We start from the raw sequence: 24,937 nt of genomic DNA, 5'->3' as shown, positions 1-24,937 counted from the left end.
CGAGATGCGCTTCAGCGAAGGAAAACAGGCGCCGTCCGGTGTTGGCCGGAACGGCGCCTGGTGGTGGCCGCTGCCGCGGTTACTTCTTTGGCTGGCGGCGCATGCCGCGCAGGGCGAGCAAGCCGGCGCCGAACAGGGCGATCGAGGCCGGTTCGGGCGCTTCGCCGCCACCGCTGTCACCACCGCCTTCGCCCTTGAACGCACCGATGTACATCGTCTCCGGTGTCGCCTGGGTGGTGCCGAACGCGAACTGGATGCCGCCCGCCACCACGCAATTGCTCAGCACGGGGCAGAACGCCTTGGCCGCCAGGGCCTGCGTCGAGTCCAGGATGAACGTGTGCTTGCCGGAGACGCCCACGCCGTCGGTGTCCTTGAGGACCAGGTCCGGCCCCGTGTAGGCGAAGTACTTCGTCGTGCCCAACGTCATGTTGTACAAGCTGAGGTAAAGGTCGGTCAGGGTGGCGTCATTGGTCGGGGCGCCTTCGCTGACGTTGACGACGAGGCCGAGCTGCGCCGCGCTGGTCAGGCCGGCGATACTGCTGAGCAGGTACGTGTTGTTGCCCGCGCTGCCGGCCGTGTTGTCGCCGCCCTGCAAGCTCATCTGGCAGGCATACGTCGGGTTGGCCAAAATGCCCGAGTAGGTTACGCAGCCCGATTCGGTGCCGTTGTCCGTACCGCCCTTGCGGTTGTTGTCCTGGACGGTAACGACCGTCTGGACGGCGCCGAGGCCGGTCCCCTTCACTGTCGTGCCATCGGCGTAGATGAGGTCTGCGAAGGCCGGTGACGCTCCCGTCAGGATTGCCGTGGTTAATGCCACTTTCAGTATTGTTGATTTCATCGCGCTAGCTCCTAGAGACACCGGGATTCGGTGCGATTCCTATGTGAAGCAAGTCGCGTTCCAACGCATACGATTTGATATAAATCAAAGGCTTGGATCATCACACTTTGTAACGACGGGAAGAGGTGTAAAAAATACCGAAAGTTATATCCAGTAATCATTAGTTCACAAAAACGCGAAATCCGCCTCCGGCTGGCGTCCGGACAGGATGTCGGCGATCGCTCGTCCCGAGCCGCACCCCATCGTCCATCCCAGCGTGCCGTGCCCCGTGTTCAGGTACAGGTTCGCGAGGCGCGTGCGGCCCACGTACGGGACGTTCGACGGCGTCAGCGGCCGCAGGCCCGCCCAGTACGTCGCATTGTCGTAGTCGCAGGCGCCCGGGAAAAGCGCGCGCACGCGCCGCGTGATGGCAGCGCAGCGCACGGGGTTCAGGTCGCGCGTGTAACCGTTCAGCTCGCAGGTGCCGGCCACGCGCAGGCGGTCGCCCAGCCGGGAAAACACGAGCTTGTGGCCGTCGTCCGTCAGCGACACGGTCGGGGCGGCGGCCGGGGCAACGATGGGGTAGGTCGCGGAATAGCCCTTGCCCGGATAGATCATCAGCCGGATGCCCAGCGGTGCGAGCAATTGCACGGAAAAACTGCCCAGCGCGACGACGATCGCGTCGGCCTCCAGCAGCTTGTGGCGGCCCGCCCCATCGATGACTTCCACGGCGTCGACAAAGCCCCCGGCCTCGCGCAGGCGCGTCGCCGTCGTGTTGTACAGGAAGCGGATGCCGGCCGCCGCGCCACGGGCCGCCAGTTGCGACGTGAAGCGGTACACGTCGCCGGACTCGTCGCTGGCCGTGAAGTCGGCGCCGACGAGGTGGCGGCGCACGGACGCCAGCGCCGGCTCGATGCGCACGGCCTCGTCGGCATCGACCGTCATGCGTGGGCAACCCAGTTCGCGCATCGCGGCCGCGGCGCGGCTGGCGTGCTCGAATTCCCGTTCGTCCGTGTAGAAATGCAGGATGCCGCGCGTGAGATCGTCGTAGGCGATGCCCGTCTGCACGCGCAGCGCCTGCAGGCTGCGGCGGCTGTAGTCGGCCAGGGCGACGATCTGCCGCAGGTTCGCGGCCACGCGCCCGGGCGCGCATTCGCGCACGAATTGCAGGCACCAGCGCCATTGCAGCGGATCGGCGCGCAGGCGGAACAGCAGCGGAGCGTCCTCGCGCCCCAGCGACCGCAGCACCTTGACGAGGCCGGCCGGCGTGGCCCAAGGCTCGGCATGCGAGACGGAAATCTGGCAACCGTTTGCGAAACTCGTTTCCTGGGCGGGGCCGGGCTGGCGCTCGATGACGGTGACGCCGTGGCCGGCCTCGCTCAGGTACCAGGCGGTGGCGGTGCCGACAACGCCGGCACCGAGGACGATGACGTTCATGGTCGCGCCACCGTGGCTGGGCGTGTGCGTACGCGTGTAGAAACAGTGGAAACCGGGTGGTGCTGCATGCCGCTCCTCGTTGGCGTCTAGGTGACGGGTGGAGCCGGCAAGGGAGGGCCGGACCCGGTACGTGACCGGTGTCCGCATGCTTCCCTTCGCTGGCATTACCCAGATCAGGTTCGAAGGGTGTGTCTCACCCGCGGGCCGCGTGTGCGGCTGCAGGACCCCTAGCGTTGCCTTATGGCAGGGACGATTCTAACCGCTGCGCTGCGTTGCGGTAAAGCGCGGTCGAACGGCTGTGCGACGACGCCGGCACGCGGACGGGCCGGAACAGGGCGGCTGGTCGCGCGCGGTGCGCGTCAGCCGGGGATGGCTGCAGTGGCTGCGGCCAGGGTGACGGTGGGTTTCACCGGTTCGCGCCGGTCCTGGCAGGCCACTAGCATGAGGCAGGCCAGCAGGAGCAGGCTCCAGCGTGCACGATGTTTCATGACGCTCTCCTTTGGCGCCAGCTTAGCCCAACATGGCCGCCGGCGGCGCCACGCTGGACGACACCCGCGCACGCCGCGTTTGTCGCATTCCCGCGTCGGCGACAATGTAAGGAACTGTTGCAGGCAATCGGGCGCAACGTTTCGTTTGATAAACTACTGTGCATATAGAACTATAACGAGGTCATCCTATGAAATCCCTGATTTTCGGCGCAGTCCTGTGCGCCGCCGCGTTCCCCGCGCTGGCCCAGACAAACGTCTCCGTCAGCGTCGGCCAGCCCGGCTTCTACGGCCGGATCGACATCGGCGACTACGTTCCCCGTCCGGTCGTGTACGCGCCGCAGCCGGTGATCATCACGCCAGCGCCGCAATACGTCGCGGAACCCGTGTACCTGCGCGTGCCGCCGGGCCACCGCAAGCACTGGGCCAAGTTCTGCGGTCGCTACGGCGCCTGCGGCCGTCCGGTGCTGTTCGTGCGCGACGAGTGGTATACGAACACGTACGTGCCGCGCTACCGCGAGCACGTCGGCTACCGCGAGGAATACCGCGGACCGCGCGACGTGCGTGTCGTCGAGCGTGTGGAATATCGTGACGGTCCGGGCCGCGGCGGTCGCGACGGCTGGGAGCACGGCCGCGGCGAAGGCCCCGGCCATGGCGAGGGCCACGGTCACGGCCATGGCCACGGCCACGACCGCGACTGATCCGGGCGCCCCGTAGTAGACTGTTTCCGTTTGCCCGACAGCGGGCGCGACCGACGGAGGCAGGATTGCAGAGCGATATCGTGATCGTGGGCGGTGGTGCGGGCGGGCTCGAGCTCGCCTGCAAGCTGGGCCGCAAATTGGGGCCGGACAAAGTGACCCTCGTCGACAGCCGGCTGTACCACGTATGGAAGCCGTCGCTGCACGAGGTGGCGGCGGGCACGCTGGACATTCACCAGGAAGGCCTGTCGTACCAGATGCTCGCGCACGATCGCGGCTTTTCCTTCGTGTACGGCGCCATGACGGCGCTCGACGCGGCGGCGCGGCACATCACGATCGCGCCCGTGACGGCACCGGGCGACGGCGAGGAAGTGCTGCCCGAACGCACGCTCGGCTATCGTTCCCTCGTGATCGCCGTCGGCAGCACGTCGAACTACTTCGGCGTGCCTGGCGCGCAAGAGCACACGATTTCCCTGAATGCCACCGAGGATGCGGAGCGGTTCCGCCTGCGCCTGTTGCGCCTGCTCGCCCAGGCCGAGCAGCAGAAGGAGGACGGCGCGACCGAGTCCGGCCTCGACATCGTCATCATCGGCGGCGGCGCGACGGGCGTCGAGCTGGCGGCGGAATTGCGCGAGGCGTCCGGCGCCTACGCCGCCTATGGCTTTCGCCGGCTGCACGTACAGCGCGACGTGCGCATCACCTTGCTCGAAGGCGCATCGCGCATCCTGGCGCCGTTGCCGGAACGTGTGTCGACGGCGGCCGCGCGCCTGCTCGACCAGCGCGCCATCCGCGTCGTGCCGGATTGCCGCGTGAGCCGCATCGACAAGAAACAGGTCAGCGACAACCAGGGCAATGTCTATCCGGCGGACCTGTGCGTGTGGGCGGCCGGCATCCGCGCGCCCGAATTCCTCGGCTCGCTCGGCCTGCCGCTGGCCAAGGGCGGCCAGATCGAAGTCGACGCACACCTGCGCGTGCCGGGCGTGGAGGGTGTGTACGCGCTGGGCGATTGCGCCGCGTGCACGGACGGCAACGGCACTCACGTCCCGCCCCGCGCCCAGGCGGCGCACCAGCAGGCCGACTACCTCGTCAAGGAATTCGTGGGCGAGGCCGCCGGCCGGCCGCCGCAGAAGGACCCGTACGTCTACCGCGACTATGGTTCGCTCGTGTCGATCGGCCGCGAGACGACGGTCGGCAACCTGATGGGTTCGCTGCGCGGCGCGAGCCTGTTCGTCGAAGGGTTCATGGCACGCATCATGTACATGAGCCTGCACCTGATGCATCACCAGGCCGTGCTCGGCGCGCTGCGCACGGGGCTGATGGTGATGGGGCGTTTCCTGATCCGCAGGACGACACCTCTCGTGAAGCTCCATTGAGCCGGCGCGCCGGCGCAGAGGTCGTTCAGGCGGCCTGCGCTCAGGCGGCTTGTTTCGGCAGGATCAATGTCAGCGCCGTCCCCGCGCCGTCCGGGCCGGGGCCGAGCGTGAGCGTGCCGTTCAGCACGCGCGCCCGTTCGCGCAGCATGCGCAAGCCGTGGCAGCTCGCGGGCATGGAGGGGGCCGCGCCGGGGCCGACGCCGTCGTCGCGGACGGTCAGCATGGCCTGGTCGCCGTCGTCGTCGAGGATGACGTCGACGGTCTTCGCCTGCGCGTGCTTGGCGACGTTGCGCAAGCCTTCCTCGGCGCAGCGCAGCAGCGCGACGCCCTGGGCGCGCGTGTAGTCGGGATCGTCGTCAGGCATGCTGGCGCGGGCCTTGATGCCGTGTTCGCGGCCCCAGTCCTGCACGAGTTCCGCAATGGCGGCCTTGGGGCCGAGGAATTCCAGTTTGTCGTTCCAGAGCGCCAACTGCATTTTGCGGTTGGTCTCGATGATGTTGTTGAGCAGTTGCTTCATCTGCGCGGCGCGGTCTCGCTGCGGCTGTTCGTGCAAGTGTTGCGACAACAGGCCGAGGTGCATCGTCAGCGCCGTCATCGACGAACCCAGACTGTCGTGCAGTCGGCGGGCCAGCTGGCGCCGCTCTTCGTCCCAACAGGTCGTCAGGTGGGCCAGGAGTTCGGCCAGCTCGGCGGCGCGCGCCGCATGCTGGCTGTCTTCTCCGGAATCCGGCGGATGAGGTTCCGAAACTTTCATGGAGGCAACCAATTTATGTTTCTCTGGATGATACAACAGCTTGCGCCAAGACGGCGCAGGAATCGTCTTTGTGAGTTCCCGTACAGTCCGATGTTGCATTTCGCGCGAAGCTGGAGGCTGACAACCCCCACGCAAGGAGATTCACATGAGCACGAGATCGCAATCCGGCACCCAGGCCGGCACCCAGTCGAACGCCATGGCCGCGCGCCAGGATGCCGTCGCCCTGCTGACGGCGGACCACCGCGAAGTCCACGAGATGTTCGAACAGTTCGAGCAGCTGGGCGACCGCGCCCGCGCGACCAAGGAAAAGCTGAAGGAAAAGATCTGTAAGGCACTGATCGCCCACACGACGATCGAGGAAGAAATCTTTTATCCGGCCGTGCGCGAACAGATCGAGGACGGCGAGGACATGGTCGACGAGGCCACCGTCGAGCACGCCGCGGCGAAGGACCTCATCCAGCAGCTGCAGGAGATGGATCCGGACGACGAGCTGTTCGATGCGAAGGTGAAGGTGCTCGGCGAGCAGATCGACCACCACGTCGAGGAAGAAGAAAAGGAAATGTTCCCGAAAGTGAAGAAGAGCGGCCTCGACCTGCTCGCGCTGGGCCAGGAGATGGCCATGCGCAAGCAGGAATTGATGGACACGCTGTAAGCCCGGGACGGCTCAGCCGGCCGCTGCCGGCTGGGCTTGCGGCAAGCCCTGGCCCGTCGGGCGGGCCGTCACGCCGGCCAGCTGGTCGAGGAGGGTGTTCAATTCGACGGGCTTGACGAGGTGCATGTCGAAGCCCGCTTCCAGCACGCGCCGCTGGTCTTCGGCCAGGCCGTATCCCGTCAGCGCGATCAGGCGCACGCCGCTCGTCGCCGCTTCCTGGCGCAGGCGGCGCGCGACCTCGTAGCCGTCGATGCCGGGCAGGCCGATGTCGACGAGCGCGACGTCCGGCATGTGCGCGCACGCCATGCGCACGCCTTCGAGTCCGTCGCCGGCCTGCAGCACGGGGTAGCCGAACGTGCCCAGCATCGCCGCCATCATTTCGCGGCCGTCGTCGTTGTCCTCGATCAGCAGCACGGTCGGCTTGCCCGCGTCGACCTGCGCGGCCTGCGCAGGCGCGTCCGCGGCCACGGCGGCTTCCGTGCGCGGCAGGCGGATCTCGAACGTGCTGCCGCTGCTGTTGCCGGGGCTGCTCGCGCTCACCGTACCGCCATGCAGTTCGACGAGGCGGCGCACGAGCGACAGGCCGATGCCCAGGCCGCCCTGCGAGCGGTCGATCGAGATCGCGCCCTGCACGAACACGTCGAACACGTGCGGCAGCAGGTCGGGGGCGATGCCCACGCCGGAATCGCTGACGCGCAGCACGACCTCGGTGCCGATCGCCGCCACCGTGATCTCGATGCGACCGCCGGCCGGTGTGTACTTGAGCGCGTTGTCGATGAGGTTCGTCGCGATCTGTTCCAGCCGCGTCGCATCGCCGTCGACCCAGCCCGGCGTCAGTTGCGCATCGATGATGTACTCTTTCGTGCGGCCCGTGGCGCGGAACGTGTCGAGGCAGCTCGATACGAGCGTCGCGATGTCCAGGCGCTTGCGCGACAGCAGGATCTTGCCCGACATCGCGCGCGACAGGTCGAGCAGGTCGTCGACGATGCGCGACAGGTGCTGGCTCTGGCGCTGGATGATGACGCGGGCACGTCCGACGGAATCGGGCCCGACGCCGGGCATGCCCAGCAGCGACGACGCGCTGCTGATGGCGGACAGTGGGTTGCGCAATTCATGGCCCAGCATCGCGAGGAATTCGTCCTTCGCGCTGCTCGTGCGTTCGGCCGCGCGGCGCTCTTCCATCTCGCGCACGAGGCGTTTATTGGTGGCGACCAGTTCGGTCGTGCGCTGCGACAGTTTCTCGGCCTGGCGCTTGAGCTGGTCGTTCTTCATTGCCAGCGCCACGAATACCTGCACTTTCGCGCGCAGCACCTGCGGGATGACGGGCGTGAACAGGAAGTCGGCGGCGCCGCGCTGGTAGGCCTTCAGGCGGTCGATCTCGTCGGCGAGGAACGCCGTCACGAAAATGATCGGGATGTCGGCCGAGCGGGGACGCTGGTGGATCGCCTCGGCCGTCTCGAAGCCGTCCATGCCGGGCATGTTCACGTCCAGCAGGATCACGGCGAAATCGTGGCGCAGCACTTCGCGCAGCGCGTCCTGCCCGGAGCGCGCGGACAAGACTTCGTAGTTGCTGTCGTCGGCCCATTGCTCCAGCAGGCTCGTCAATGCAAGCAGGCTGGCGGCATCATCGTTGACGACGAGAATCTTCGGTTTGTCGGTGTTGGACACGGCGTTCGTACGGGGTCGGGACACGATTCACAAGCTCTTCAGAATAACAGAGCATGCCGATTTGCAAAATAAGTTAATAAAAACTGTTGCAATTCGTCATGATAGCATGGCCCGGGTGGCGTCAAAAATCAATCGTGCGGGGCAACCGTCAGGGCATCGTTCGGTGCCGCACATACCGTGGCCAGGCCCTATGCGATAGTGGGTTCGTGTCCGGCACGACCGTGTCGAGGGAAGACGGGCGCCAACTTGAAAGGACAGACATGAACATCCAGATCATTGTCAACGACACCCATCACGATAAATGTTTCCGCGAACTGGTCAACGAGCCGGTGACGGCGCTGCGCCATGTCACCCAGCAGCAGGCCGATGCGCTGCGCGATGCGTTCGGGATCAATACCATCGCCGAGCTGGCCGACCTGAAGCTGGTCAAGTGGGCGCGCGCGATCCGGACGATGGCCAGCGCCGAGACCGAGCCGCGCGAAGCCGTCGCCAAGGAGACGCTGCTGGACGACGCCGTGGAAATGACGTTCCCGGCCAGCGACCCCGTCTCCGTCACCTCCAGCATCACCCGTATCGAGGTGCCGCCGGAAAAAGTGGACGCGAGTTCCGATCACCAGAACGCCGCCGCCATCGAGGCGCACAACGAGCAGGCGATCGGCTGCCGGGCGCTGGGCCCTGGCGGCGAGAAGACGGCCGGCGCGGCCTGATCCCGCGCGGGAAGCATTGCCGGGCCGGGTGCCCGCAACGACACGTTAACGGCCGCGGGCCCGTCCGGATACATTCCGGCGCGGGCCCGCGGTGCTTCGCGCGTGCCGAGCGGTTTAGAAGTTCACGCGGAACTGCGCGCCGATGTTGCGCGGTTCATTGACGATGCCGGTCAGGTTGTCGAAGTCGATCGCGGCCACCACCTGGATGCGGTTAGTGATGTTGCGGGCGAACGCGGCGACTTCATACTTGCCGTTGTCCCACTTGTAGCCGACCCGCAGCCCGCCTTCCAGCAGGGCCTTCGCACGGTACTCCTTCGCTTCGTACAGGAACATGTTGTACTCGGTACGGTACGACCAGTCGGTGAACGCGTACAGCTCGCCGTCGGCCAGCGGGTGCGAATAGCGCAGCGTGAAGTTGGTCTGCCATTTCGGCGAACGCGGCAGCGGCAGGCCATTCAGCTTCTGCGTGTACGGGAACGGGCCCGGCGTGCCGGTCGGGGTGCAGCCGTTCACGCCGTTCGTGTTGGGCTGGTTGCCGCAGGTCTGCACGAACAGGTTCGCGTCCTTGATCTCGGTGTCGTTGTAGCTGGCACCGAGGCTCGCACGCCAGTCGTCCGACAGGATCGCCTGCAAGTCGAGCTCCACGCCCTGGCCCGTGACCTTGTCGGCGTTGATCAGCTGGTTCATGTTGATCGTGCCGCTGCCGGCCGTCAGCTGCTTGTCCTTCACGCGGTACTGGAACGCGGTCGCGGACACGCGCGCGCGGCGGTCGAGCAGGTCGGCCTTGATGCCCGCTTCATACGACAGCGCTTTCTCGGCGCCGGCCATCGACGGCTTGTCGGCCAGGCCGTTCAGGCGGCCCTGCATCGAGGGTGCACGGTAGCCGGTGGCGACGCGCGCGAACAAATTCGTGTCGGCGTCCAGTGCATAGGTGGCGGAGCCGTCCCAGCTGATGTTGTGCGAATCGCTGTGCAGCGGCAGCGGGCCGCTCGTCTGCGGCGGTTCGAAGCGCTGGGCCACGAAGTCCTTCTTGTCGCTCGTGTAGCGCAGGCCGCCGCGGACCTTCAGCTGCTCGGACAGCTTGTACGTCAATGTGCCGAACACGGCCGACGACTTGGCGTCCTGCGTCTGCGTCGCGTAGGCGGCGTTCTGCGGATTGCCCGGGGCCAGCGTGTTGAAGCTGATGGAATCGATGCGGATGTGCTCGTCGAAATAGAACACGCCGGCCATCCACTGCAGCGGGTCCTTCGTGTTCGATTCGAGGCGCACTTCCTGCGTGTACTGGTGATGTTCCGGCAGCAGGTCCGCCGTCTCGACGGTGAACGGGATGAATGCCGGCTGGCCCGGATAGTTCGGACCCATCGGCGGTGCGTACACGGCGCCCACGCCGCCGTCGACGTCGCCGCGGCTGTAGAAGTACGCGTGCTCGTAGCCCGTGATCGAGTGCAGCGTCATGCCGTCCAGGTCCCAGCGCAGGCGCAGGTTGGCGCCGCTCGTGCGCAAGGTCTGGTTGTTGCCGCCGTCGGTCGGGTAGCTGCCGTAGTCGAAGCCGTCGACGAGGTCGCTGGTACCCTTCTTGATGATGTTGGCGCGGAACAGGGTCGCGTTGCCCTTCATGTCGCGCGCATGCACGTTGAAGAGGGCCGAGAAGTCGCGCGTCGGCTTGACCAGCAGCTGCACGCGGGCGGCGTTGTCGTCGTAGCCTTCGAAGTCCTTCGTGTACGCGTTCGGCTGCGGGTTGTGCACGCGGTCGTTGCGGTGCTGCGATTGCAGCGAGACGCGCAGCGCCATCGTGTCCGACAGCGGCATGTTGTACGCGCCTTCCGCGTTCACGGTGCCGTAGTTGCCGGCGCCGACGACGGCATAGCCTTCCGTCTTGAACACGGGCTTGGCGGAATCGAACTTGATCACGCCGGCCGGCGAGTTACGGCCGAACAGCGTGCCCTGCGGGCCGCGCAGCACTTCGACCTGGTCCACGTCGAACACGGGGAAACCCTTCAGCATCGGGCTTTCCTGCACGATGTCGTCGACGACGAGGCCCACCGGCTGCGACGCGTTCAGGTCGAAGTCGGTATTGCCCTGGCCGCGGATGTAGAAGCGCGGGAACGAGCGGCCGTAGTCGGATTCGACGTTCAGCGACGGCGAGCGGCCGGCCAGGAAGCGGATGTCGGCGCCGCCGGACGTCAGCACGTCGAGCTTGTCGCCCTTGATCGCGGTGACCGACATCGGCACGTCCTTGAGGTTCTCGGCGCGGCGCTGGGCGGTCACGATCACCGTTTCCAGTCGCTGGACGGGCTTGGCTGTGGAATCCTGTTCCGTCGCCTGGTCCGGCGCGTCGGCCAGGGCGTACAGGGGGAAAGCGCTCGTCACCGCGGCAGCGAGCAGGGTGCGGGCAAACAGTCTGTTGGGACGTACGTGCATGTTACGCATCTCTTCCTTTGTTGGAGCTATTGATGTAAGTCGACCTTGTGATAATCGAAACTCTCTCGTTTTTGTTTCTTTGTGTTTTAGCAAAGAATAGTCATCCTAACAGCAAAAGGTTTTGGAAAAGATTACCGCGGATTTATTTGGAAAACAGATAAATTACTTACGTAAATGATATTTGCCATTTCATGGCGCGCTCGGGCATAGTGGCCGGTTCGGTCAGTCCGTGTCACAGTCGGGCGTCAGGGGGCAAGACGGTCGTGAAATGTCTGCGAAGAAGTCGGGGCGCATCCGGTCTGTACATATCGTATGTTTTCAGCAACAAACGGTGCGTTGCTAATACCCAACAAGCGGCAGGCGAAGGACATGAAAAAGGGCTGCCTCGGCAGCCCTGTTCGCTGGGTGGGAGCGACGCTGTCAGCGGTGCTGCGCCAGTTCCGGCGACGGCACGATGGCCGGCGTGGGCGCCGACGGTGCGATGGCCGGTTTGACGGCCAGCGCGGCCTGGCGCGCGGCGCTGCCGTTCGCGCAATAGCGGTTCTTGCCGGCGCGCTTGGCTTCGTACAGCGCGTAGTCGGCGATGCTGATCAGGTCGACGACGTTCTCCGCATCGTCCGGATACAGGCTGATGCCGATGCTCGTCGACAGCTGCAGGGTGAGGTCGTTGATGAAGAACGGCTCGGACAACGCTTCGACCAGCTTGGCGGCCGGTCCTTGCGCGTCGGCAAGGCTGTGCACGTCGGCCAGCAGCACGATGAACTCGTCGCCGCCGAGGCGCGCCACCGTGTCTTCCTTGCGCGAATTCGACAGGAGGCGCTGCGACACCATCTTGAGGATCTCGTCGCCGTAGGCGTGGCCGTACGTGTCGTTGATGGCCTTGAAACCGTCCAGGTCGAGGTACATCACCGCGGCCTTGTGGTGGTTGCGGTTGGCGTGCTGCAGTGCCGTCTCGATGCGGTCTTCCAGCAGGCGGCGGTTCGGCAGGCCGGTGAGGGCGTCGTGCAGCGCCAGCTCCTGCTGGGCGCGGCTGTACTGGGCCAGCTCCTTGTACAGCAGGCGCACTTCCAGCATGTTGTGGATGCGCTTGTGCACCTCGAGCAGGTCGAACGGCTTGCTGATGAAGTCGCGGGCGCCCGCTTCGAGCGCGGCGATCTTGAAGCTGGGTTGCGCCGTCAGCGCGAGCACGGGCAGGTAGCCGCCCTGTTCGATTTCCTTCAGGCCTTTCATGACCTGGAAGCCGTTCAGGCCGGGCATTTGGAGGTCGAGCAGGATCAGGTCGTAGTTGTGTTCGCGATGCAGCGGGCATACCTGTTCCGGGAGCATCGTCGAACTGACGTCGGTGTAGCCTTCCTCGCGCAATATCTCTTCCATCAACTCGATATTGTCGGGGGAATCGTCTACGACCAGGATCTTCGCGTTCAGGATGTCTTGTCGGCTGGGCATGCGTAATCTCATCAAATCAAGGCCGGCATTGTGCTGATTTCTCAACGATAAACCGACTCTAGCGCAACATTCCTTAGTCTAGCAAAACCCCCAAGAATTTCTTGTAGGACAGCGCCGCGTGCGTGGGTAGGAACATTATTCACTATTTTTCATGACGCTAGCGTACGCCATTTCTGCCTGCAGCGGAGGCCGCAGCACGATTAACGAGGGGGCTGGATGGGCCGACGACCGATGCAACTGTTGCAATTAGTTCACTCGGCTCGACCGGCTTGGAAATATGTGCCGAGAAACCGGCTTCCAGCGCACTCAACCGGTCTTCCGAGCGGGCAAACGCCGTGAGGGCGATGGCCGGCACATGGCTGCCTTCTTCGCGCCCCAGGTGGCGCACCCAGTCGAGCAGCTCGAACCCGTCCACTTCCGGCATGCCCAGGTCGCTGATCAGGAGGTCCGGCGCGCGCTCCTTGAACAGCGCGAACGCGTCGCGCGCGCTCGCGGCGATGCGCACGGACGCGCCGCAGTCGCTCAGGATGCGCTTCATCAGTTCGCGCGCATCGCGATCGTCGTCGACCACGAGCACGTTGACCCCGGCCAGGTCGAGCACCGTCATTTCCGGCGTGGCCGGCGTGGGCAGGATCATGGCGCTGCGCGCGCTGCGTCCCGACGGGGCCGGCTGCTGCTTGGCGAGCGGCAATTCGATCGTGAACGTGGCGCCTTTGCCTTCGCCGGCGCTTTCCGCGCGCACCGTGCCGCCGTGCTGTTCGATCAGGTGCTTCACGATCGCGAGACCCAGGCCGAGGCCGCCGTGGCGCCGCGTCATCGACGCGTCGGCCTGGCGGAAGCGTTCGAACACGTGCGTGATGAATTCGGGCCGGATGCCCACGCCGTTGTCGCGCACGGTGACGACGACGCTCGTGTCGTTGCGGTCCAGGCCGATGCTGACGAGGCCGTCGCGCGGCGTGAACTTGATCGCGTTCGACAGCAGGTTCCACACCACTTGCTGCAGCCGGGCCGGATCGCCGGCGACGAGCCCCGGATCGGCCGCGTAATGCTTCTCGATGCGGATGTTCTTCGCGTCGGCGGCGGGGCGGACGGTCTCGATGGCCGCGTCGATGAAGCCGGCCGGCGCCACCGACTGCATGTCGAGCAGCACCTTGCCGGACGTGATGCGGCTCATGTCGAGCAGGTCTTCGATCAGCTGGGCCTGGGCGCGCGCATTGCGTTCGATCGTCTGCAGGCCCTTCTGCAGGTCGTTCTGGTCGCGGCTTCCGCGGCGCAGCACTTGCGCCCAGCCTAGGATCGCCGACAGCGGCGTGCGCAGCTCGTGCGACAGCGTCGCGAGGAATTCATCTTTCATCTGGCTCGTGCGCTCGGCCTCGGCACGCGCCTGGCGTTCGCTCTCAAGCAGGACCTTGCGTTCCTCGGCCGACCGCTGCGCCGCTTCGTACAGCCGCACGTTGTCGATGGCGACGGCGGCCTGCGCCGCGATGCCGCTCACGATGCGTTCCGTGCGTTCGCCGAACACGCCCGGTTCCGGATGGCCGAAGAACATCATGCCGAGCAATTCGCCGGAGTGGGCGACGACGGGCACGGCCAGGTAGCTGCGCGCGGCCGGGTGGCCGGCGGGCAGGCCGAACGGCTTCACCTCGCGGAAGCGCGGATCGTGTGTGACGTCGTCCGAACGCACGAGGCCGGCGGGGCGGTCGGCCAGGCCCGGCCCGAACAGGCCGGTGGGGCCCGCCGCGCCGAACGCCTCGATGCCGGCCGGGCTGCCGCCCGACACGGTGTACAGGGTGAACAGGCTGCCGCCCTTGCCGTCGCCGTCGATGCCGTCGTCGCGGCCCAGGTACAGGAACGCGCCCTGGCGTGCGCCCGCGATGCCGGAGGCGGCGTCCGTGGCGACTTGCAGCAAGGAACGCAGGTCGCGCGTGGACGTGAGCGCGCTGCCCGTGCTGTTGAGCAGCTCGAGCACGTGGGACTCGTCGCGCAGCGCCTGCTCGGCGCGCTTGACCTCGTCCACGTCCGTATTCGTGCCGAACCAGCGCAACACCTTGCCGTGGCGGTCGCGCACCGGATTCACGCGGGTCAGGAACCAGCGGTACGTACCGTCGCCGCCGCGGATCGGGTATTCCATCTCGCACGGATTCCCGGTCTTGATGCTGGCGTTCCAGCGTTCCAGCACGGCCGGCAGGACGCTGGGTTCGACGGTCGTTTGCCAGCCCCAGCCGACGACCTGGTCCGGGGTCGTGCCGGTGTATTCGAACCAGCGCTCGTTGAACCAGACGATGGCGCCGTCGGACTGCGCCATCCAGGCCAGCTGCGGGATCGTGTTGGCCAGGGCACGCAGCACTTCCTCGCTCTGGCGCAGGGCGTCGGCGGCGCTGCGGCGCGCGGTGATGTCCTGCACGACGCCCGTCATGCCCAGGACGCCTTCGCGCCGCACGGGGTCGGCGTAGTCGGCGCGGCCGACGAGCGCCACCCAGCGCGCCTCGCCATGCGTACCCGGCAGGCGGCATTCGAGTTCGAGGTCGCTGTGGCCGGCGAACGCCTGCAGCACGGCGCGGCGCACGCTTTCGCGGTCGCCCGGGTCGAGGCGGGCGCGCAGTTCGCTCCACGCGAGCGGCTGCTCGGCGGGCAGGCCGAAGATGGCGGCGGCTCGTTCGCCCAGCATCACGCGGTCGCTGGCGGCGTCCCAGCGCCAGTCGCCCAGGCGGCCCGCGGCCAGCGCCACCTGCAGGCGGCTGTTGCCTTGCTGCAGGGCTTGCTGGTCGGCCTTGCGCCGGTTGATGTCCTGGAAGTACAGCGTGAGGCCGTCCGGCGACGGATGGGCGCGCACCTCGAACCAGCGCTTCAGCGCGGGCCAGAAGAATTCCTGGATCGCGGTCTCGCGGCTGACCATCGCCCGCCGGTACACGGTTTCCAGCAGGCTGCCGCGCAGTTCGGGGAACGTGGCCCACAGGTCGTGGCCGATGAGGCTGGGGCGGGTCTTTTGCAGCGGCGCGAGCATTTCCAGCGCGCGCCCGTTGATGTACATGATGCGCCACTGGTGATCGACGGCGCAGAAGCCGTCGGTCAGGCTCTCGAGCATGTTTTCCATGCGCGCATTGGCCAGGCCCAGCGCGGCGCGCGCTTCCTGCAGTTCGCGCGCGGCCGTGGTCGGATCGGAGGCGGCAGCGGACACGGCGGCAGTGGGCTGCGCCTGCGGCTGCCGCAACTCGTCGCGCTCGTCGTTCACCGTACGCCTCCCAGCGAGATCACCGAGGACGGCTCCAGGCCGAGCGCGCCTGGCTCGGAGGGGCGGGATGCGTTGCCGGTGGGCTCGAATTCGATCATTGGTCCGGCCTCTGCGCGCAGCACCGACGCGCCGCGCGGAACGTGCGGGTATGTCGGGCCACGGCGCGTCACGAGCCGTACATCGATTCTAGCCCAGCCCGGGCTCCGCGTTGCACACCTTTGCCGCATCGTTCAGGTGCGCGCCGGCAGCGGGTGCGCCACCTTGTCGAGGGCCTGCTGGAGCTGGTCGAGCTCGTAGGGCTTCTGCAGCGACAGGTAGGGGAATTCGACGTGGCGCAGCAGCGTGTCGCCGTAGCCCGACGCGAAGATGACCCGCATGTCGGGTGCGTGCGCGACGGCCTGGCGCGCCAGTTCGACGCCGGACATGCCGGGCAGGCTGACGTCCGTGAACAACACGTCGTAGCGGCCGGCCGCCAGCCGCGCCAGCGCGTCGTGCGGATGGCCCACGCCGTCCGCCTCGTGGCCGAAGGCGCGCAGCATCTCGCACACGAGGTATTGCGAATCGACGTTGTCCTCGACGACGAGGATGCGCATGGGGCCGCCCGCTTCGTCCAGGCCCGTTTCCGCCGGGGCCGGGGCGGGCGCCAGTGCGCACAGCACGCCGGCGACCTTGCCGTCGTCCGCGCGCACGGGCGTGAAATGCAGGTCGTAGCGGCCGCCGCCCACGCTGCCCGCGAACGCGAGGTCGCGATCGGCCGCGCAGGTGGCTTCGCCGTCCCACGCCCGCTCCAGTTCGGCGCCTCCGACCGCCAGCGGCGGCGGCATCACGGGCGGCACGTTCCCGCCCGGCACCCGTCCGTACGCGGGGCCGGCCAGCGCGCCGTAGGCATCGTTGAACAGGATTGTCATGTCGCGTCCCCACACGAGCAGCAGCGGGAGCGGGGTATTGAACACCAAGTCGGCTGCCAGCCGGAGCGCCTGTGGCCACTGCTGCGGATCGCCGAGCCGGGAAGTGGACCAGTCGAACGAACTGGAGGATTGGGCGGACCTGCCGTGAAAAAGCATAGCGCAGTCGATAATGTTATCTAAACGAAAAGAGGATGCATCGTACACCAAATCGGAAGGCGGGGGCGGCACGACTGGATACGTTCCGCAGAAGAAAAACAAGCAAACGGGGCAAGAGGAGCGGTCGCAAAACAGCAACATGCGGACATGCCCATGGTGCAGTGCAGTATAAATGCGCTGCTGAAATGTCTCGCTGGCGCCGGCGCGGCGCGCGGGCAAAAAAAAGCCCGCTTTGGCAGCGGGCTGAATCTATCCTTGGAGGAGAATAGAGGAGACAGCTTCATAATGCTGCATCGCAAAAAAGAAATCCAATTTAGATTTCCAATATCCGCCATTGATTTTATAAATGACTCGGCAGTGCCGATCCCGATCGGGACGCTCTTGGTGCAAAAAAGAAAATGTTCTACGATAGCAAAATGTTTAAAGACGCCTTGCTGTCGTTTACGTTCTTTCCGAATTTTCCATCCACGCCGGCCTGCCGCGCGTTGCCATTGTCGACCTTCCCCAGCTATCATCCCGCTGGCGGACGCCGGCCATGTGCGGCGCCGCCGTCACGTCCGGCGTGCGTGCTGCAGGCGCGGCGTGTCCGATCCGGCCGTTTCGCAGGGGGCGCCCTGCCAACGTTCACTTCCGTGGGTTTGCCAACCGGCCGATGCATCTTCCATTGAACCGATCCACGAACCCCGGCCTGCGCCGCACGGTCGCCGCCTGGGCGCTGGCCTGCGTGGCCGCGCTGTGCGTGGGCAGGGGGCTCGTGCCGCCCGCGCGCGCGCAAAGCGCCGTGCCCGCCGTACCGCTGGAGCGGCGCGTGAAGGCGGCCTTCCTGTATAAATTCCTCGGCTACACGGATTTTCCCGCCAGCGCCTTTGCCGACGCGGCCGTGCCGCTGACGATCGGCTTGATCGGCGCGGACGACCTGGCCGTCGAGCTGGCGCGCGTCGTCGCGGGACGCACCGTCAACAACCGGCCCATCGAGGTGCGCGAGCTGCGCGAAGCCGACGCCGGCGCGCGCGTGCACCTGCTGTTCGTGGGCGGTGGCGATCCGCAACGCGTGGGGCGCATCGTGCGCCAGGCGAGCGGCGCGATGCTCGTGGTGACCGAGTGCGAGAACGGCCTGCAGCTCGGCAGTGTGATCAATTTCCGCATCGTCGACGAGCGCGTCCGCTTCGACGTCTCCCTCGATGCGGCGGAACGTAATGGCATCAAGCTCAGTTCGCGCCTGCTGACAGTGGCGAACCGGGTGCAGAAAGGAGCGCAGTGATGGTGGTGCGCGACGGCGGCACGGTCCGCGGCAAACTCATATTGATGGCGGTCGCGACGACGTTCGTCGCATTGCTGGCGGCGTCCGTCGCGATGCTGCTGTTCGACCTGCGGGCGTTCCAGCGCTACTGGACGGACGACCTGATGACGCAGGCCGACATCATGGCGCGCGTGACGGCGCCCGCGCTCGCATTCAACGACGAGGAGACGGCGCGCCAGAACCTCGCCGTGCTGCGGGTGCGCCCGCAGATCCTCGCGGCCGCGGTCTACACGAGCGACGGCACGCGCTTCGCCACGTATGCGTCTGCGCCGAACCAGGCGATCCCCGCGCGGCCGGCGCCGTCCGGCTACCGCATCGAGGCCGGCGAAGTGGCCGTGTTCCGCAACATCGTGGAAAACGGCGAGATGGTGGGTACCGTGTACCTGCGCTCGCGCTACGGCCTGTTCGACCGCCTCGTGAGCTATGGCGCGATCCTCGGCGCCGTGATGCTGGGCGCACTGCTGATCGCGGGCCTCGTCGCGTCGCGGCTGCAGGCCGCCATCACGCGGCCGCTTGCGGCCGTGACGAACGTCGCGCGCCAGGTGATGCAGCGGCGCGATTTCACGTTGCGCGTACCCGGCAACGACAGCGGCGAGATCGGCGTGCTCGTCGCCGCGTTCAACGACATGCTGGCCGAGATCGGCCGTCGTTCGCACGCGCTGCAGGAAGCCAACGCGACGCTGGAGCACGAGATGCAGGTGCGCCAGCGCGCGGAAGAGGCGCTGCGCCTGGGCGACCGCCGCAAGGACGAATTCCTCGCCACCCTGGCGCATGAATTGCGCAACCCGCTCGCGCCCATCCGCACGGGCCTGGACATCCTCCGGCTGCGCAGCGGCGACGCCCAGGCCACCCAGCGCGCGACCGACATCATGGAGCGCCAGTTGCGCCAGATGGTGCGTCTCGTCGACGATCTGCTGGACGTCTCGCGCATCAACACGGGCAAGTTCACGATCAAGAGCGGCCGCGTGGAGCTGAAGGCCGTCGTCAACGACGCGCTCGAAGTCGTCCGCCCGTACATCGAGCTGCACGGCCACGAGTTGACGATCGACCTGCCGGACCGTCCCGTGTTCCTGAACGGCGACGCGACCCGGCTCGCGCAGATCCTGTCGAACCTGCTGAACAACGCCGCCAAGTACACGAACCGCGGCGGCCGCGTGGGGCTGAAGGCGACGGTGGACGACCGCACCCTGACCCTGGTCGTGTCCGATACGGGCATCGGCATCGCGCCCGACATGCTGGACACCGTGTTCGAGATGTTCGTGCAGGTCGATTCCACGCTGGAGCGTTCGAACGCGGGCCTTGGTGTCGGGTTGTCGCTGGCGCGCAAGCTCGTCGAACTGCACGGCGGCACCATCGAGGCACACAGCGCCGGCGTCGGCCACGGCAGCCAGTTCGTCGTGCGCCTGCCGATCGTCGTCGAGCCGGAACTGCCCGCGAAGCCCACGCCGATGTCGTTCATCAGCGCCGAGACGTACCGCATCCTGCTGGCCGACGACAACGTCGACTTCGTGAACAGCATCGGCGCGCTGCTGACGGCGATGGGGCACAGCGTCGTCATCACCCACAACGGCCCCGACGCGCTGGCCGCCGCCAAGCGCTTCTGTCCCGATTACGCCTTCCTCGACATCGGCCTGCCGCAGATGTCGGGCTACGACCTGGCGCGGGGCATCCGCGACCTGTCGTGCTGCACGATGACGGTGATGGTCGCCGTCACCGGCTGGGGCCAGGAAAAGGATCGTCAACTGGCGTTCGAGGCCGGCTTCGACCATCACATGGTCAAGCCCGTGCGTTTCGAGCAGATCGAGGAGATCCTGGGGAATCGCAGCATCATCAAGAAGCTGCGGACTTGAATGGCGGGTCACCGGAAATGAAAAAGGCCAGATCTCGCGATCTGGCCCTTCGAAGAAGCTGGTGCGGCTGGCAGGAATCGAACCCACGACCCCTTGGTTCGTAGCCAAGTACTCTATCCAGCTGAGCTACAGCCGCCCGAGGCACGCATTATAGCGGGGCTTTGCCGTTTGGAAAAGAGCAATTTGGCGGGTTGGCCAATGCGATGCGTGTCCGGACAAAAAGAAAAAAGGCTCATGAACCGCTTTCGCGTGTCATGAGCCTTTTATCGGAATAATTGGTGCGGCTGGCAGGAATCGAACCCACGACCCCTTGGTTCGTAGCCAAGTACTCTATCCAGCTGAGCTACAGCCGCCCGAGGCACGCATTATAGCGGCATTCCGCTATTTGGCAAGCCTCGTTCGTTTCTTCGCTTACTTCGACGTGACGATGACCGACGTCGTGCTCGTGTTGCCGGCGGCATCGCGGGACGTCGCCGTCAGCGTGTGCTGGCCGGCGCGAACCTTGCGCGTGTTCCAGTTGTAGCCGAGTACGCCGCCCGTGCCCTGGGCCTTGGTCTGGCCGTCGATCGACAGCACCGTCGTGATGCCGGCGGCGCCCGAGTCGTCCGACGCGTTGATCGACACGGCGACGTTGCCGGTCACGGTGCCCGCGACCGGGTTGCTGATCACGACGGAAGGCGGCGTCGTGTCCTTGGCCAGCGTCGTGACCTGGTTGGCGACGTTCACGGCGACCGTGGCCGACGTGCCCGCATTGCCGGCGGCGTCATAGGCGACGGCGACGATGTTGGCCATGCCGTTGGCGGTCCCGGTCGAGTCCCAGCTGAACGTGTACGGTGCGCTCGTATCGGTCGCGATGACGGTGCCGTTCACCTTCAGGTCGACGCGGGCCACGCCCACGTTGTCGCTGGCATTGACGGTCACGCCGACGAGGCCGGAGACCGAGCTGTTCGCCAGCGGCGCGGCAATCGCTGCCACGGGTGCCGTCGTGTCGACCGGCGACTGGTATGCCATCGTGGCGCGCAGTGCGGCGGCGGCATCCACGCGGCCGTAGCCGAACACGGGGTCGCGGCCGGCTGCGCCGAGGTCGACGGACGTCGAGTACAGCAGCGACTGGATCTGGTCGCCGCTGAGGTCCGGACGTGCGGCCATCATCAGCGCGGCGACGCCGGCCGTCACCGGGGCGGAGAACGACGTGCCGTTCCACTGCGAATAGCCCAGCGAATTGTTGGTCGTCCAGATATACGTGCCCGGCGCGGAGATCGTGACGAAGCTGCCCCAGCTCGAGAAGCTGGCCTTGGCGTCGTTGGCGTCGGTGGCCGACACGACCACCAGCGACGGGTCGGGCGTCACGTTTTCGTCGATGTTGTTGTTGCCGGCGGAAACGAACACGAGGCCGCCCTTGCTGTTCATGTAGCGGGCGGCGCTCAGCACGGACGAGCTGCCGGCGATGCCGACGTAGCTGATGTTGGCGATGCGCGCGCCGTGGTCGGCCGCGTACGTGATGCCGCTGGCGATCGTGCTGAAGTAGGCGTGGCAGCCCGTGCTGTCGCTGTAGGCGATGCGCAGCGGCATGACGCTGGCCGCGCCCGCGACGCCGGCCACGCCGGTCGCGTTGTTGCTCGTCGCGGCGGCGGTGCCGGCGACGGCCGTGCCGTGGCCGCAGACGTCCGTCAGGTCCGTGTTGCCGTCGTAGACGTTGTAGCCGGCGACGAGGTGGTCCTTGAGGTCCGGATGGTTGACGTTCACGCCGGAGTCGAGCACGGCGATCGTCACGCCGCGGCCCATCGAGCTGTCCCACGCCGTCTGTGCACCGATCTTGGTGAGGTGCCACTCGCTGCCGGCGTACGGATCGTTGACGGCCATCGCGGCCGGCACGACGCGGTCGAGTTCCGCGAATTTCAGTTCCGGACGGCGCTGCAGCTTGGCGACGACGGCGACTTCCGATGCATTGGCCGGCAGGTCGACGACGTGCAGGCGGCTTTGCCCGATCTTGCGCTTCTTGCCGCCGTGTTCCTTCAGGATGCGGTCGAGAGCAGCGTCCGACAGGCCCGGACGTGCCTCGACGAGGATGCGGTGGCGTGCATAACCGCCGTCCTGTGCGGGCGCGGCGATTGCGGCGGTGGCGGCGAGGGCGCCGGCGACGAGCATCGGCAGGATGCGGAGGGAAGAGTGGATGGACTTCATCGCGTACGATTCCTTGGTAACAAAAGGCAGGATCGTGCACATGACATCCACGTCGCGACCGGCGCAAGCCGGTCGGAAGCTGGCATCTGGCAGTCCTGCCGTCGTGGAGCCGGAGCTCGTTAGACCGTTGACTTTGCGTCACCCGCTTTCGCGGGCTTTGCCCTTTTCATTAAGCAGCCTCAGCTGTTTCCCTGAATCATATCTTTTCTCCGGAAAAATATACTAACGGTCGCAAAAAAATATGCTGATTCACGGAACTTATTGCGATGTCGCAACAGTTCAATATAACGAGTGAAATAGGTGTAAACAGCCTGATAACGGAATTTCCGCATAAAACGCATCCGGCAAAAACGAAACTCTTAATAAATCGAAATAGCTGTTGTAGTGGAGTTAAAGCCTGATGGCACGGGATAAACGAACAGGCGGGCCGAGCGAGCCAGTGCGGCCCGACGCGCGGCGGCCGTGTCAGGTCCGCTGTTTTTGCATCAGATCAAGGAAGCCGGCAATAACACGTTATCGGCGCCCGGCTGTACCGGGGCAGGGTATTCGCCGCGGTGTCGGCGAATAACTTTTGGTAAAAACGGGTGGGGGGTTATCGGATGAGGAATGGCTTTTCCGAAAGAAAAAGGCCCATGAACCGCTTGCGCGTGTCATGAGCCTTTTATCCGAATAACTGGTGCGGCTGGCAGGAATCGAACCCACGACCCCTTGGTTCGTAGCCAAGTACTCTATCCAGCTGAGCTACAGCCGCCCGAGCCACGCATTATAGCAGCGCGTTACCCGAATGGCAAAAGACCGGGGATCGCGCGCACATGCATTGCGCATTGACATCGCCCCCAAGGTGATCCTAAAGTGATATCACTTTCATATAACCACAGGAACCAGCATGTCCACACATACTCGTCAGGAAGCACAATTCACGTCGATGAACGGTTATGGTGTCTTCGCCTGCGGCCTGCTCGCAGTGCTGGCCGGCGCCTGGATCCTCCACGCCGCCAACATGGGGTCGGCGTCGGCCGGGGCTGCGGTCGGCGGCATTGTGCTCGCCATTGCCGGGCTGTTCGTGTGTGCGGGCGTGTACATGCTCCAGCCTAACGAGACGGCCGTGCTGACCTTGTTTGGGCGCTATGTCGGCACGGACCGCGGCGAGGGCTTGCGCTGGGCGTTCCCGCTGTACCGCAAGCGCAAGCTGGCGGTGCGGGCGCGTAACCTCAACATGTCCACGTTGAAGGTCAACGACAAGCGCGGCAATCCGGTGGAGCTGGCGGCGGCCGTCGTGTGGCGCGTGCGCGATACGGCGCAGGCCCTGTTCGAAGTCGACGATTTCGAGCGCTACGTCAGCGTGCAGGCGGAGGCCGCGCTGCGCCACCTGGCCGCGCAATACGCGTACGACGAAGGCGAGGACCTGGCACCCGGCGAAATGACCTTGCGCGGCGGCGCGAGCGAAGTGGCGCTGGCGCTCAGCGACGAGCTGACGGCGCGCTTCGAGGCGGCCGGCGTGGAGACGCTGGACGCGAAGCTGACGCACCTCGCGTACGCCCCCGAGATCGCCCAGGTGATGCTGCGCCGCCAGCAGGCGCAGGCCATCATCAGCGCCCGCGCGCGCATCGTGCACGGTGCCGTCACGATGGTCGAGGATGCGTTGAAAGGGCTTGCCGAGCGCGAAATCGTCGAGCTGGATGCGGAGCGGAAGGCGTCGATGGTCAGCAACCTGCTGGTGGTGCTGTGCTCCGACCGCGACGCGCAGCCCATCATCAACGCGGGCACGCTGTACAACTGAAGCGCGTCGATGGCGAGCCCGGGAAAAAAGTCGTATCCGCTGCGCATCGATCCCGCGCTGTGGGAGCAGTTGCAGCGGCTGGCCGCGAACGACTTGCGCAGCGTGAACGCCGAGATCGAATTCCTGCTGCGCGAGGCGCTGGCGCGGCGCGGCATCCGTGTGGCGTCGGCGCGGGAAGAGGGAGGGCAGGGCGATCCGCCCTGAGGCAAAGAAAAAGGCCAGATCTCGCGATCTGGCCTTTCGAAAAATTGGTGCGGCTGGCAGGAATCGAACCCACGACCCCTTGGTTCGTAGCCAAGTACTCTATCCAGCTGAGCTACAGCCGCCCGAGCCACGCATTATAGCAGCGGTTTCATGAATGGCAAAGGGGCCGCGGCATCGGCCGCCGCACCGTTCACAGCTCGTGCGTGTAGACGATGAAGCCCAGGTGCCGGGCAACCTTGTCGTACAGCGCCCGCCCGGCCGCGTTGGTGGTGTGCGTCTGCCAGTACACGCGCGAACTGCCGGCGGCGCGCGCCGCCGCGTACACGCCTTCGATCAGTTGCCGCCCGACGCCGCGCCCGCGCAGCGCCGGTACGGTGAACAGGTCTTGCAGGTAGCAGACGTCGTGCAGCCGAGTCGTGCTGCGATGGAACAGATAGTGCGCGAGGCCGACGATGCGGCCGTCTTCCTCGGCCACGAGCGCGTGGACGGGCTCGGCCGGATCGAAGAATCGCTGCCACGTCGCTTGTGTGATGGCTTCCGGGAGGGCCGTCGGGCCGCTGCGCTCGTAAAAGGCGTTATAACCGTCCCACAGCGGGCGCCACTGGTCGTGGTCGGCGGGGGTGAGGGAGCGGATGATGAGTTGGCTCGGCATGGCGGCGGGTGTGGCGGATGAGTAACCGGAGCGGCAATGAAAAAGGCCAGATCTCGCGATCTGGCCTTTCGAAAAACTTGGTGCGGCTGGCAGGAATCGAACCCACGACCCCTTGGTTCGTAGCCAAGTACTCTATCCAGCTGAGCTACAGCCGCCCGATGCACGCATTATAGCAGCGGCATGCCGAATGAGGAAGTCTTAATTTTTCTCAAC

The 24,937-nt window shown here is 66.0% G+C and carries 19 protein-coding genes, 5 tRNA genes and 2 riboswitches; of the genes, 8 read left to right on the top strand and 16 right to left on the bottom strand.

The annotated features are described in order from the left end of the window. Window positions 1-79: 79 nt before the first annotated feature. The 3 genes from HAV22_RS03825 to HAV22_RS31470 all read right to left on the bottom strand — a co-directional run bounded on the left by HAV22_RS03825 (window position 80) and on the right by HAV22_RS31470 (window position 2,742). The gene (locus tag HAV22_RS03825; protein WP_166856682.1) at window positions 80-838 is read right to left on the bottom strand and encodes a PEP-CTERM sorting domain-containing protein; all 759 of its coding nucleotides are present in this window, start codon (window positions 836-838) and stop codon (window positions 80-82) included. A 165-nt stretch (window positions 839-1,003) separates the two neighbouring features. Continuing rightward, complete coding sequence (locus tag HAV22_RS03820) at window positions 1,004-2,254, bottom strand: D-amino acid dehydrogenase (RefSeq protein ID WP_166856680.1); 1,251 nt, start codon at window positions 2,252-2,254, stop codon at window positions 1,004-1,006. 133 nt (window positions 2,255-2,387) lie between these two features. Further along, window positions 2,388-2,493: riboswitch (TPP riboswitch) on the bottom strand. A 120-nt stretch (window positions 2,494-2,613) separates the two neighbouring features. Further along, complete coding sequence (locus HAV22_RS31470; protein ID WP_267874748.1) at window positions 2,614-2,742, bottom strand: hypothetical protein; 129 nt, start codon at window positions 2,740-2,742, stop codon at window positions 2,614-2,616. Window positions 2,743-2,930: 188 nt separating this feature from the next. Between HAV22_RS31470 and HAV22_RS03815 the strand changes: the two genes are divergently transcribed. After that, the gene (locus HAV22_RS03815; RefSeq protein ID WP_166856677.1) at window positions 2,931-3,440 is read left to right on the top strand and encodes a hypothetical protein; all 510 of its coding nucleotides are present in this window, start codon (window positions 2,931-2,933) and stop codon (window positions 3,438-3,440) included. A gap of 65 nt (window positions 3,441-3,505) precedes the next feature. Then, the gene (locus HAV22_RS03810) at window positions 3,506-4,810 is read left to right on the top strand and encodes an NAD(P)/FAD-dependent oxidoreductase (RefSeq protein ID WP_166856675.1); all 1,305 of its coding nucleotides are present in this window, start codon (window positions 3,506-3,508) and stop codon (window positions 4,808-4,810) included. A 40-nt stretch (window positions 4,811-4,850) separates the two neighbouring features. Here HAV22_RS03810 and HAV22_RS03805 read toward each other — a convergent pair whose 3' ends face one another. After that, window positions 4,851-5,564, bottom strand: a complete 714-nt coding sequence (locus HAV22_RS03805; protein ID WP_166856673.1) for a sensor histidine kinase — start codon at window positions 5,562-5,564, stop codon at window positions 4,851-4,853. A 145-nt stretch (window positions 5,565-5,709) separates the two neighbouring features. On the opposite strand from HAV22_RS03805, the gene HAV22_RS03800 reads away from it, so the two are divergent. Next, window positions 5,710-6,216: a hemerythrin domain-containing protein gene (locus tag HAV22_RS03800; RefSeq protein WP_371869527.1), complete on the top strand. Its 507-nt coding sequence runs from the start codon at window positions 5,710-5,712 to the stop codon at window positions 6,214-6,216. Between the two features lie 12 nt (window positions 6,217-6,228). Here HAV22_RS03800 and HAV22_RS31770 read toward each other — a convergent pair whose 3' ends face one another. Next, on the bottom strand, window positions 6,229-7,884 hold the full coding sequence (locus HAV22_RS31770) for a response regulator (RefSeq protein WP_166856671.1): 1,656 nt from the start codon (window positions 7,882-7,884) through the stop codon (window positions 6,229-6,231). A 260-nt stretch (window positions 7,885-8,144) separates the two neighbouring features. Between HAV22_RS31770 and HAV22_RS31050 the strand changes: the two genes are divergently transcribed. Next, window positions 8,145-8,591 carry a hypothetical protein gene (locus HAV22_RS31050; protein ID WP_229421059.1) on the top strand — a complete coding sequence of 149 codons (447 nt, stop codon included), beginning with the start codon at window positions 8,145-8,147 and terminating at the stop codon, window positions 8,589-8,591. 114 nt (window positions 8,592-8,705) lie between these two features. Here the strand turns inward: HAV22_RS31050 and HAV22_RS03785 are convergent, their stop codons facing one another. The 4 genes from HAV22_RS03785 to HAV22_RS03770 all read right to left on the bottom strand — a co-directional run bounded on the left by HAV22_RS03785 (window position 8,706) and on the right by HAV22_RS03770 (window position 16,643). Further along, window positions 8,706-11,012 carry a TonB-dependent receptor gene (locus HAV22_RS03785; RefSeq protein WP_166856669.1) on the bottom strand — a complete coding sequence of 769 codons (2,307 nt, stop codon included), beginning with the start codon at window positions 11,010-11,012 and terminating at the stop codon, window positions 8,706-8,708. A gap of 420 nt (window positions 11,013-11,432) precedes the next feature. Beyond that, window positions 11,433-12,458: a GGDEF domain-containing response regulator gene (locus HAV22_RS03780; RefSeq protein WP_166856667.1), complete on the bottom strand. Its 1,026-nt coding sequence runs from the start codon at window positions 12,456-12,458 to the stop codon at window positions 11,433-11,435. A 157-nt stretch (window positions 12,459-12,615) separates the two neighbouring features. Next, complete coding sequence (locus HAV22_RS03775) at window positions 12,616-15,690, bottom strand: hybrid sensor histidine kinase/response regulator (RefSeq protein ID WP_371869525.1); 3,075 nt, start codon at window positions 15,688-15,690, stop codon at window positions 12,616-12,618. A 230-nt stretch (window positions 15,691-15,920) separates the two neighbouring features. Next, entirely contained in the window at window positions 15,921-16,643 is a 723-nt protein-coding gene (locus HAV22_RS03770) for a response regulator (RefSeq protein WP_371869524.1), read from the bottom strand. 775 nt (window positions 16,644-17,418) lie between these two features. Here HAV22_RS03770 and HAV22_RS03765 point away from each other — a divergent pair. Together HAV22_RS03765 and HAV22_RS03760 are read left to right on the top strand one after the other, a co-directional pair. Beyond that, on the top strand, window positions 17,419-18,015 hold the full coding sequence (locus HAV22_RS03765; protein WP_166856663.1) for a TOL_0243 family YfiR-like periplasmic protein: 597 nt from the start codon (window positions 17,419-17,421) through the stop codon (window positions 18,013-18,015). After that, a complete protein-coding gene (locus tag HAV22_RS03760) occupies window positions 18,015-19,904 on the top strand; it encodes a sensor histidine kinase, YfiR-like protein-associated (protein WP_166856661.1) in 1,890 nt (629 codons plus the stop codon). The genes HAV22_RS03765 and HAV22_RS03760 overlap by 1 nt, the downstream gene beginning before the upstream one ends. 59 nt (window positions 19,905-19,963) lie before the next feature. On the opposite strand, the gene HAV22_RS03755 is transcribed toward HAV22_RS03760, so the two are convergent. The 4 genes from HAV22_RS03755 to HAV22_RS03740 form a co-directional block, all read right to left on the bottom strand. Next, window positions 19,964-20,040: transfer RNA gene (locus tag HAV22_RS03755), tRNA-Arg, on the bottom strand. Between the two features lie 140 nt (window positions 20,041-20,180). Continuing rightward, a tRNA-Arg gene (locus HAV22_RS03750) sits at window positions 20,181-20,257 on the bottom strand. Between the two features lie 58 nt (window positions 20,258-20,315). Next, window positions 20,316-22,088: a S8 family serine peptidase gene (locus HAV22_RS03745; protein WP_229421058.1), complete on the bottom strand. Its 1,773-nt coding sequence runs from the start codon at window positions 22,086-22,088 to the stop codon at window positions 20,316-20,318. A gap of 85 nt (window positions 22,089-22,173) precedes the next feature. Then, window positions 22,174-22,260: riboswitch (cyclic di-GMP riboswitch) on the bottom strand. Between the two features lie 502 nt (window positions 22,261-22,762). Then, window positions 22,763-22,839, bottom strand: a tRNA-Arg gene (locus tag HAV22_RS03740). 135 nt (window positions 22,840-22,974) lie between these two features. On the opposite strand from HAV22_RS03740, the gene HAV22_RS03735 reads away from it, so the two are divergent. Together HAV22_RS03735 and HAV22_RS03730 are read left to right on the top strand one after the other, a co-directional pair. Next, window positions 22,975-23,868: an SPFH domain-containing protein gene (locus tag HAV22_RS03735; protein ID WP_166856659.1), complete on the top strand. Its 894-nt coding sequence runs from the start codon at window positions 22,975-22,977 to the stop codon at window positions 23,866-23,868. Between the two features lie 9 nt (window positions 23,869-23,877). Further along, on the top strand, window positions 23,878-24,072 hold the full coding sequence (locus HAV22_RS03730) for a type II toxin-antitoxin system antitoxin (RefSeq protein WP_166856657.1): 195 nt from the start codon (window positions 23,878-23,880) through the stop codon (window positions 24,070-24,072). Between the two features lie 45 nt (window positions 24,073-24,117). On the opposite strand, the gene HAV22_RS03725 is transcribed toward HAV22_RS03730, so the two are convergent. The 3 genes from HAV22_RS03725 to HAV22_RS03715 form a co-directional block, all read right to left on the bottom strand. Beyond that, window positions 24,118-24,194, bottom strand: a tRNA-Arg gene (locus HAV22_RS03725). Window positions 24,195-24,262: 68 nt separating this feature from the next. Beyond that, complete coding sequence (locus HAV22_RS03720) at window positions 24,263-24,724, bottom strand: GNAT family N-acetyltransferase (protein WP_166856655.1); 462 nt, start codon at window positions 24,722-24,724, stop codon at window positions 24,263-24,265. Window positions 24,725-24,802: 78 nt separating this feature from the next. Further along, window positions 24,803-24,879 (bottom strand) — tRNA-Arg (locus tag HAV22_RS03715). Window positions 24,880-24,937 lie beyond the last annotated feature (58 nt).

Source organism: Telluria antibiotica, from assembly GCF_011682055.1.
Taxonomy (GTDB): Bacteria; Pseudomonadota; Gammaproteobacteria; order Burkholderiales; family Burkholderiaceae_D; genus Telluria; species Telluria antibiotica.
The sequence above is the reverse complement of the archived record's forward strand: the minus strand, read 5'-3'. Positions and strand labels throughout refer to the sequence as shown.